The 9841-nt window shown below is 66.4% G+C and carries 7 protein-coding genes; 2 read left to right on the forward strand and 5 right to left on the reverse strand.

Features of this window, described 5'->3' with window-relative positions:
• Nucleotides 1–83: 83 nt before the first annotated feature.
• The 4 genes from KF791_17085 to KF791_17100 all read right to left on the reverse strand — a co-directional run bounded on the left by KF791_17085 (nt 84) and on the right by KF791_17100 (nt 7973).
• Nucleotides 84–3674, reverse strand: coding sequence for a hypothetical protein (locus KF791_17085; GenBank protein ID MBX3734293.1), 3591 nt, complete (start codon nt 3672–3674; stop codon nt 84–86).
• A gap of 9 nt (nt 3675–3683) precedes the next feature.
• Nucleotides 3684–5771 (reverse strand): DUF1553 domain-containing protein, encoded by a 2088-nt coding sequence (locus KF791_17090; GenBank protein MBX3734294.1) that lies wholly within the window; start codon nt 5769–5771, stop codon nt 3684–3686.
• A 200-nt stretch (nt 5772–5971) separates the two neighbouring features.
• A complete protein-coding gene (locus tag KF791_17095; GenBank protein MBX3734295.1) occupies nt 5972–7357 on the reverse strand; it encodes a DUF1501 domain-containing protein in 1386 nt (461 codons plus the stop codon).
• Nucleotides 7358–7466: 109 nt separating this feature from the next.
• Nucleotides 7467–7973 carry a transposase gene (locus tag KF791_17100; GenBank protein MBX3734296.1) on the reverse strand — a complete coding sequence of 169 codons (507 nt, stop codon included), beginning with the start codon at nt 7971–7973 and terminating at the stop codon, nt 7467–7469.
• Between the two features lie 73 nt (nt 7974–8046).
• On the opposite strand from KF791_17100, the gene KF791_17105 reads away from it, so the two are divergent.
• Together KF791_17105 and KF791_17110 are read left to right on the forward strand one after the other, a co-directional pair.
• Nucleotides 8047–8310 carry a hypothetical protein gene (locus KF791_17105; protein ID MBX3734297.1) on the forward strand — a complete coding sequence of 88 codons (264 nt, stop codon included), beginning with the start codon at nt 8047–8049 and terminating at the stop codon, nt 8308–8310.
• A 134-nt stretch (nt 8311–8444) separates the two neighbouring features.
• Entirely contained in the window at nt 8445–8783 is a 339-nt protein-coding gene (locus tag KF791_17110) for a hypothetical protein (protein ID MBX3734298.1), read from the forward strand.
• Between the two features lie 7 nt (nt 8784–8790).
• Here the strand turns inward: KF791_17110 and KF791_17115 are convergent, their stop codons facing one another.
• Nucleotides 8791–9594 (reverse strand): hypothetical protein, encoded by an 804-nt coding sequence (locus tag KF791_17115; protein ID MBX3734299.1) that lies wholly within the window; start codon nt 9592–9594, stop codon nt 8791–8793.
• Between the last annotated feature and the right edge of the window lie 247 nt (nt 9595–9841).

Here is a 9841-nt window from a genome sequence, read left to right on the forward strand (position 1 = left end):
TGGCGCGTGGGCCCCCTGGGTTGCGCACACATCGGGTCAGGTACGGGCGGCATCTCACAAAGCCCGTGGCGTTGCCCGATCCATCACGGCGCTGCCGCCCGCATCACCGGGGCGTGCACCTGCAGGAGGAGCGGACGCGACGCCTGGCGGCCCGCCTGATTCTCCACCGCATGGAACGGACGCTCCATGGGCGCCACCCAGCGCGCCGCGGCGATGGAGATTTCCCGCCCGCTCTCGTCGGCCAGGAACGTGATCCCGTTCAGGCCGAGGTTCTCCACAATCACGCCATGAGGCAGGTTGTCCACGGAGAAGGTCACCACGCCATCAAACCCAAGGCGCTCGATGCGCAGGTGCGCCCGGGCGGAGCCTCCCGGGGTGAGGACCACCCGGGGAAGCCCGCTGGTCTCCTCCCCCTCCGCGACCCCCGCCGGTTCCAGATGCACACGCAACCGTGGAGGCTCCAGCGAGAGGCGCGGCCGCCCGAGATTGTTGACCGACACCGCGACCGGACGCGCCTCGACCTCGGCCGTTGCCACGACGGTGACGGCATCCCAGGCGGCGTCCGCAGGCTGGACGGCATCTTTGGCGGCATGCAGGACCCCCTGCGCCCGGTCGTGCCCCGCCTCAATCACCAGCGACTCCGGGAGCGTCCATCCGGGCGGCGTGTGATTCATCGCAAAGTGTACGGGGCCATCGAAGCCATCCCGACGCTCCACCGCCACGGTGAATTCCTGCCCGCTGCCGGCCACCACCACGGAGGGCGCGCCCTGCAGCGTCGCCACAAACGAGGGCTCAGCCTCGCGAATCACCAACCGATAGGTGTGGTCCACCCCGGAAAAATCGCGGGCATCGGTCACCTCCACCAGGAACGCGCCATCCGCCGGTGGCAGGAACATCACCCGTGAATCCGTGCCGATATCCCGCATTCCGGCATCATCGTTTTCAAAATGCACGGTGAACACCGGCAGGCCGTTCGGCACCGGGACCACGCCGGCGTCCAACGGCCTGACGAGGTAGACGTCGCGGTCCACAGGATGGGCCATGGGCGTGGTGTCGAAGAACCCGACACGCCGTCCGTTGTTCGAGTACAGGAGGGTGTCGGAATCCGGTCCCTGCGGTGCCCGGAAAATCTTCATGACCTCCCCGCCGCACCACAGCAGATCATTGAGCTCCATCTCCTCCCAGTTCTCAAACCGGATGCCCGGGTCATCACTGGTTTCCGGACGGAAGGTGATCGCGGAATTGAGCACGGACTGGAGCCGCACCTGTTCGGCCGGACGTCCGTCGGGCCAGAGGACCGCAATACGGGTGTCCGCCGGTGATCCCTGCCGCGCCGCCGACGTCTCGATGACGTAAGTGACCCCGTGACGGGCGGTGAACCGGAAATAATCGCGATCCGGAAGGCCGGCATTTCCCAACGTTCCATTCACCGATGCCGGCACCGAGACCGGGTTGGCTTCCGCGGGCGCGTCATTGGGCTCGGATTCCACGGCCGAAGGCATCACGGTCGCGGACAGCACACGATTTTGCCGGGTTCGCCAGTCGGCCGCGGGAACGGGCAGCGGATGCTCTCCCGGGGTAAGAGGCGGCACCTGAACCCGCCCCTCATCGGGCAGGTTGACCCCGAACAGTTGAACCACCGCCGCGTGTCCTGCGGGCACCCCCAGCGGAAACATTCCGGTGACCCAGGGCAGTTCGCCCAGGCTCAGGCGGAAGCGGTGATCCGCGGAGCCTGCATACGTTTCCTCCCCCACCCGGACGCGATATTGGCCATCCGATGGCACTTCGATAACAAGCGTGGGATCCGGCTGGCCGTCCACCGAGGCGTTGAAGCCGAGGGTCCGGCCGGTGGCGTCCGACACGGTGAGCGCATAATCCCCCTTCGCTCCCAGCCGTTGAGCGGCGACATCCAGAACCAGCCTCTGCCCGGCGCGCGCTGAAATCTCGAATTCCACGGCGCTGCCCGGCGACACCAGCGTCGCCCAGACGGAGACGGGCCATTCCACTTGTTCCAGCGGCTCCAAACGCGCCACGGCCGGATGAGCGGCGATCGTGCGTTGCGGGAGGTCGTCCACCCACAACGGGATTCGAGCCGACTCCATCATCCCGTCGCCGACGCTCAGTTCCCATTTGCCGGGGCGCTCATCCGGCGGCGGAGCCACCGTCACCCAGGGAAATCCCTCCTCCCACTCCGCGGCCACCGCCATGGCGAGGGCCCCATCTCGGTGGACCCGGATCACCGGAGCCTGTTCCAGATTGCGGCCGACGAGACGGATCCGGGTCGCCCGCCCGCGCTCCGCCCCCGCGGGCTCCAGGCGCACCAGTTCGGGACGTGGAGGCGGCGCCGCCCGGCCCGTGTGCGGATCGTAGAACCCCAGAGAACCATCCGCGCGTCCCACCACCAGAAACGCATTGCCGGCAAACACCAGCGACAACGGCCAGTCGGGCTGCGGCTCCAGCGTGCGCAGGGGGACCAGGGTCGCGGCATCAAACAGTTTGACCGTCCCGTCGTCTGACGACGAAGCGATCAGGCGGCCGTCCGGACTGTATCCAAGCCGCAGCAGCGTTCCCTCATGGGCAAAGACGGTCGCGATCAGCTCGTTGGAACCTTCGCGCCCATCGGGACCGATGCGATAGGCCCGGATCCGATGGTCGCCGCCGCCGGTCAGCAGGGTCCGGCCGTCGGGGGAAAAGGCCACCGCATGGACCTCCTGGAGCGCCTGACCGAAGGTCTCCAGACGCTCGCCGGAGGGCACCGCGTAGATCCGGGCGGTGCGATCATACGAGGCGCTGGCGAGCACCCGGCCATCCGGGCGGAACGCCAGTCCCATGACCGCCCCCTGGTTCACGGCGATCGTTGCCATTTCCCGCCCATCCGCCAGGTGCCACAGGCGGATTCCATGATCGTAACCGCCTCCGGCCAGCATGGGCCCCTCTCCCGAGAAGGCGAGGGAATGGACCGCATCGCCAGGTCCGGTGAACGATCGTCCGCGCTCTCCTCCGGAAATCCGCCACTCCACAATCTCACCACCGGTGACGTCTCCGGCACCGGCAAACACGGATTGACCATCCGCGGAAAAGACGACCGCCTGGGCCGAGCCGCGAAATCCGGTCAGGCTCCGCACGATCGTCCGGGAGTCCACTGAAACCAGCTCCACGGCATCCGGCCGGGCCACCGCCAGGAGTTTGGACCCCGGCTCAAAGGCAAGGTCCCGGACCGGACGTCGCGGAGGGGTCCGCGGTTCGATCCGGGGCACATTCAATTCCCGCGGGCCCGTGGCCGCCACGGGCGCCGGCGCGCCGGCCTCAATCCATTCCCGGAACGCGGCGATGGCCGAAGCCGAAAGCCGGTCGCGCTTGCCGGGCGGCATGAACTGGTTCTTGCCGGTGCGGCCCCAGGTACCCTCGACCGCCTGGATCAGCAGCGAATCGGCCGCCTTCCCCGGGACCACGGACGCACCGGTCTCGCCGCCCTTCAGCAACCCATCAAACGAATCCAGGGCCAGTCCGCCCTCGGCATCCTTCGCTGAATGACATTCCACGCAATGCTCCTGAAGGAGCGCCTCCACGCGCGAAAAGTCTCCGGCCGGAACGCTCAGGGCCGGCAGCAGCAGGAGCCAGGCGGTCAGCACTCGCCCTCTCCCGTCGTCAAATGGCAACGCGATCCGCATCATGGGTCCGAGTCAGTGATTGAAGAGGAATTCCCGGCTGCTGAGCAGCGCCCAGTAGAGATCCTCCAGAACGGCACGCCGGTCTCCCGGCGCCGCGGCCTCCATCAGGGGCACCAGACGCGTCCGCTCCGCCTCCGTTGGCGGACGCGACAGTGCGGCCAGGAACGCGTCGTTGATCAAGGTCGGCGCCGGGGATCCGGACCCGGCCGCCTCCAACGCACGGCATCGAGCCGAGGCCAGCTTCGAGTTGAGGGTGTCCCCGTTGGCGATGTGCAGCACCTGGGCGACACTGGGCTCGGCGCTGCGTTCGCACTCGCAGGTCTGCAGCCGGTCAGGCTTTCCAAAGCTCTTGAGGAAATAGCTGGCGATCTGCGAATCGGGGAGCTGCAGCGCGCGTGTGCCCGCCGGGTAGGTAAACTGGAACGTGTCGCCGTTGCCGGTCGCCCGACGGAACTCGGTGGGCACCCCCGTCACCTGCGCGTAGGCGTCGAGGATGACTTCCGCCATCAGGCGCCGCGGCTGGTACCGGGCATGGAACCGGGTGTCCGCCGCATTGCCCGGCAGGGGCTCGCTGTCGCGCTGGTAGGTCTCACTGCGCAGGATCTCGCGCATCAATGCCTTGAGGTCGTATCCCGAGGTCACCAGATGCGCCGCCGCCGCTGCCAGCAACGCCTCATGGCTGGCGGGATTGCTCACCCGGAGATCGTCCACCGGCTCGACCAACCCCGTTCCAAAAAAATTGGCCCACACCCGGTTGACCACCGCCTTCGCAAACCAGGGATTCCCCGGATCGGTCAGCCAGGCCGCCAGCGCCACCCGCCGGTCGTCAGTGGCCTCGGGATCCAGCGGTTCACCCGTGAGCGGACGCGGCCGTTGCGGCCGGCCGGTCCGCGGCTGGACGAGCTCGCCCGACGCGAGCGCGACCAGGATGCGTTCGCCGTCGCCCGGGGCGTTCTTGGTGCCGACCCTGGAAAACAGATTCGCCAGCGCGAAGTAGTCGTCATTGGTCCACTGCTCGCTTGGGTGGTTGTGGCAGCGCGCGCACCCGACGCTCATGCCCAGGAAGGCCTGGGTGGTGGTTTCCGCCAGGGACCGCGGATCGTCATGCAGCAGGAAGAAATTACCGGCACCATTGGCGAACGTGCTGCCGCGAACGGTGAGGAGCTCCCGGACCATGGCATCCCAGGGGCGGTTGGCCTCCACCTGGCGGCGGATCCATGCGGCATACGCACGCGCCGCAGGCGGACGCAGCCGCGACGAGTTCACCAGCAGCAGGTCGCTCCACTTGTAGGCCCAGTAGTCCACAAACTCCGGACGCCCCAGCAGGTGCTCGATCACCGCATCCCTCCGATCGCGGCGATTCGCATCGGTGATGCCCTCCAAAAACTCCCGGGTCTCCGCCGGGGTCGGCAACACCCCGACCGTGTCCAGATAGGCGCGCCTCAGGAACGTGGCGTCGGATGCCGGAGGCGATGGCGGCAGGTTCAGTTCGCGCAGCTTGGCGTGGACCTGGGCGTCAATGAAGTTTCGTGCGGGCAGCCGGTCGAAGAGGTCTGCCGCGAGTTGATGGGTGTAGGGCGAGGTGACAAAGCCCACCGCAATCCGGCTCAAATACCAGGCCGTGACCCCGGCCTCGCCGAACCCGACCACGGTCACCACGCCCTGCTCCGAGACGTTGGCCACCGATTCGTTGGCACTGGTGTACTTCGCCCACCGGGTCACATCCTCCACCCGCCCATCGCTGAATCGCGCCAGCACCTGCAGGGGCTGGGTCTGCCCCGGCTGGAGGCGCGCATGGTCCGGCAACACCTCCAGAGCGCTCAGTCGCGGGTCCGATGCCGACGGCGGCGGCGCCCCGGCGGCAATCCATGTGGCGAGGGTGGCATACTCCGGGGAGCCCACGTCAAAGCGCCCGCCCCCCTTGTGCGGCACGGTGCCGGTCGCCTTCAGCAGCAACAGGCTGCGTCCGGGATCCGACGGAGAGATCCGGCGCCCACCCGCGGCCCGGGTGATGGCCGCCCAATCCGCCTCGTCGTGATACCCCCGCAGGCTGAGGTAGAATCCGTTCTTCCCCGCCGCCGCCCCGTGGCAGGCGCCCATGTTGCAGCCGGCCCGTGTCAGCACGGACTGGACGTGGTTGCGGAACGACGGCTCCGCGGTTTCGTGCGCCGCCGGGGGGGCGGGCTCCTCCGCAAACGCCGGAGCCGGCACGCCGCAGAGCGCCACAAGGGCGGCGCATCGGGAGGCGCCCCGCCAGCAATGCCCGATGAGGTGCCGCCACAGGCTGGAAATCCCCGCCTTCACGAGAACAGCTCCCGAATCGGCTGGGTGCCGAAATCCACCAGCGGAAACGGACGTCCCTGGGGCCCGGGCAGGTGGGTTTCCAAATCCAACCCCAGACTGTGAAAGATGGTCGCCACGATCTCGGAGGGCTTCACTGGCCGCTCGGCCGGATACGCGGCGATGTCATCCGATTTCCCGACGACACGGCCGCCCCGCACGCCGCCACCGGCGAAGTAGCAGGTCCAGCAGGCCGGCCAGTGATCGCGCCCGCCCGTCGGGTTGATCTTGGGCGTCCGGCCGAATTCCGCGAGGTTGGCAACCAGCGTGTCGTCGAGCATGCCGCGCTGCCGGAGATCCTCGATCAGCGCGCCGTAGCCCTGGTCGTACATCGGGCAGACGATGTCCTTCATGCCGGCAATGCTGGTGAAGGGCTTCGAGCCGTGGATGTCCCAGGTGATCTCATCGAAGACCGTGATGAACGTGTTGATGGTGACAAAGCGCACGCCCCGTTCGACGAGCCGCCGCGCCAGCAGGCAGCTCTGTCCAAACCGGGTCATGCCATACCGCTCGCGCACGGCCGCCGGTTCCTTCGAAAGATCAAACGCTTCCCGCGCCTTCTCGCTGGTCATCATCCGGTAGGCGGCCGCGAAGTTGGCATCCATCAGCCGGGCACTGTCGCTCGCCTCGAAGTTCCGGACGGTGCCTTCCACGATATCCCTCAGCTCCCGGCGCCGCTCCAGGCGCGCCTCGCCTATGCCGTCCGGCGGCAGCAGGTCGGGCACCTTGAAGTCCGGCTGCGACGGATCGGCATGGATCGAGAAGGGATCGTAGGCCTTGCCGAGGAATCCGGCGTCCTGACCGTGCGGCAGCCCGCCTCCGGTGTTCCCCATCGGCTCAGGAAGAATCACATGCCCTGGCAGCTCGCTGCGGCGTCCGCGCAGGAACTCCAGCGCACAACCGGCATGGGGCGTGTTGATCCCGCCGGTGAAGAGGCGCCCCGTTTGCAACAACTGGTGCCCGGTGTCATGCACGGCCGCCGCGGTGTGGTACACCGTCCGCACCAGGCTGAACTGGTCGCCAAGCGCCGCGTGGCGGGGCAGCAGCTCCGAGATTTGAAAATCCCCGCGCGTGGAGATGGGCTGAAACGGACCGCGGACCTCCCGGGGGGCATCGGGCTTCATGTCGAAGAGGTCCAGTTGCGAAGGCGCCCCGAGGTTGAAAATCAGGATGGCCGACCGCCCGTTGTCGGGCACCGGCCCCGAGCCCTCCGAGGCCAGGGCCCGCAATGCGTTGAAGCGGGCCCAGGTCAGTCCGAGTGCCCCCAGCGCCCCCGCCTGCAGGAAGTCGCGGCGGGTAACCCCGTCGCAGGTGGTGATGGAACCGCGTCCGCTCAGCGTGATCATGGCGTTGTCTCCCCGGGATGTTTCCCCAAAGAAACCGCAGGACCGCACGATCGTCCATGAAGAATCGGGATGCACCGCACCTGACCCCGCTGCTCTCCCATGGGAGCCGCTACCCGACCGCCCGCACCTGCAGATCCCTCAGCACACGGATCCCTGGGAGTGGGACACCCCGGATCCGACTTCCGAAGCGGCCGGTGTGACGGTTGTACCAGCGGCTGAAGCGCTGTTTGAACTCCTTCATGAACGCGGACACATCGCCCATTCGTTCCAGCAGCGACTGGCGAATATCCGGATCCACCGCCCCACGCGTCTCCAATCCCTCCCGGGCCAGGACGGTCAGGATCCCTCTCTTGCCGTAGAACCCCCCCAGGCGTTGGAGCAGTTCGGCATCCGGGATTTCCCGTGCTGCCGGGACGCGCAGGAGCAGGTGGACGTGGTTGCCCATCATGCAGTAGGTGATGACCTCGATCCCGCAGAACGGGGCGAGTTTGAGGAGGATCTCGGCGAGCTTCTCCTTGCACAGATCGTCGAGCAGTCGCTGACTGCCAACGACGCGGGAGATGCAGTGGTACACCCCCACCCGCCCCTCCGCTGCCCTCACCTTCATCCGTGCCATGCGCATGCTTCGTTTCGACCCGTCGTCCAGCGGCATGTCAATCTTTGAACCATCACTCCATTTTCTAGAACGAGTGGTTCTCGACCCCACACCCACCATCATTCCGGCCTTCGCGCCAGACACCGGCTTCGAGCTCGCTTGGGAGAGCCAGCCCGGCAAGGTCTACGACCTGGTCACCTCGACGGATTTCTCCACGCGGGTTGAGGCGTGGCCGGTCCATGCGGACTACGCCGACATCCCCGCCACCGGCACCACAACCACGTTGACAGATGTCCCCGTGGACGGGTCGCGGTGCTTCTTTGCCGTGATCGAGAAGGACGCCACGCCGGGGGAGTAGGCTCACCGCAGAACTTCTTGTAGGCACGTTGAAATCCGTCAGCCCACGAGGGGAAATCAGGAGTTGACCTATCGAACAGTGCATACACTGTCCTATTGTTGACGCGGAATCCACCACAAAGTACTATTTTGCCCGTGAAAAATTCCAACGAGTCCTACCCCCAGGAATATGAGCGCTTGCGGGCACAATTGGCGCAGACCGGCTGGGTGGCGCTGGGCAGCGTGGTGGAACGAGACCAACCTGGCCAAGGCGGTCCGCGCTACCAGTGGTCGCGGAGGGTGAATCAGAAGACCGTCACGGTTGCCTTGAGCCGGGAGCAGTTTGATTGGATCAAACACGCAATCCAAAGGAATCGGAAGGCATGGGAAATCTTGGAGCAAATGCACCAGCAAAGTCTCGAGTACATGTGGAAAACTCTTCCGAGCGCCACCCGTCGCAAACGCCTCACCAAGAAAACGTTGGGGCTTAACTGAGCGCCATTCAGTCCTTGACCACCCGCAGACGCGACAGCCCGTCGTAGCTCAGTTCCAGTTTCCACTGACTGGCGGACTCCATCAGCACCAACTGGTTCTCCTCGTCGTAACCGTAGCTCACCGCCCCGGACGTCCGGTTGCCGTTCAGATCGTAGCTTCCGGCGGCCTGGTTCAGCACATTGGGTGTGTACGTCGTCACCGTGACGTTGTTCGTGCGCTTGAGCAGGTTCCAGCCCGGGTCGTAGCCGTAGAAGAAATTGTCGGCGGGGACGCTCGTGCCGCTCCCGTTGAAGGCATGCACCGTCCGCAACTGCCCGGCCAGGTCGTAGCTGTTGGTTGTGTACCCGTTCCAGGCCGTGTGACTCGAATTGGTCCGGCTGATCCGCGTCCTCTGGCTCGCCGCGTTGTACTCGTAGCCCAGGCGATTGAGGATGGAATGTCCGCTCGTCCGCAATTGGGTGTCCGCCGTTCTTCCCAGGGCATCAAACTGGTTGGTCAGGTAGTATCCACCCGGCAGACTGATGCGTCCGACTCCCGGTCCCTGATTCGGATAAACGTAGGTGTGCGTCCCGGCCGGACTGACGACCGACGCCAGACGATGGGCGGCGTCCCAGGTGTAGGTGTTGGTCCAGCCGTTGCCCGTGGGCTGGCTGAGGCCCGGCACGTTCCGCTCGCCCGAGGGATGGTACCCGTAGCTCACAAGGTCCACCCAGGCATTCGTTCCGGAAGTCCACGGGCCATCCTCCCACTGCGGCCGGCCACCCCAGTGACCCCGCCGCTCGTGCCCACCCGATCCACCATGTTCGTCCACCGGCCCAGCGGATCCTGCTGCGATAAGAACACCCGATTTCAGGCGATGGACACCCATCCCGGCGTTCTTCTGAACGCCGTCAAAGTTCCCCGCTTCCTTCCAAGTCTGCCGCACAGGTTGGTTTACGAACTTAATGCACCCCGATCAACTACCAGTCGCCCAGGCCTGTCAACCGCCGCGGTGCGTGCGACTCTCGAAGGAAGGGGTTGCAGATGGGTTGCCGGCCTCGTCGCACCCAAATTGTCAT

This window comes from Verrucomicrobiia bacterium, from assembly GCA_019634635.1.
Taxonomy (GTDB): domain Bacteria; phylum Verrucomicrobiota; class Verrucomicrobiia; order Limisphaerales; family UBA9464; genus UBA9464.

Coding starts and splice junctions, on each gene's coding strand:
- KF791_17085 (MBX3734293.1), bottom strand. CDS start 3,674: ATGATGCGGATCGCGTTGCCATTTGACGACGGGAGAGGGCGAGTGCTG.
- KF791_17090 (MBX3734294.1), bottom strand. CDS start 5,771: ATGGGCGCCTGCCACGGGGCGGCGGCGGGGAAGAACGGATTCTACCTC.
- KF791_17095 (MBX3734295.1), bottom strand. CDS start 7,357: ATGATCACGCTGAGCGGACGCGGTTCCATCACCACCTGCGACGGGGTT.
- KF791_17100 (MBX3734296.1), bottom strand. CDS start 7,973: ATGGCACGGATGAAGGTGAGGGCAGCGGAGGGGCGGGTGGGGGTGTAC.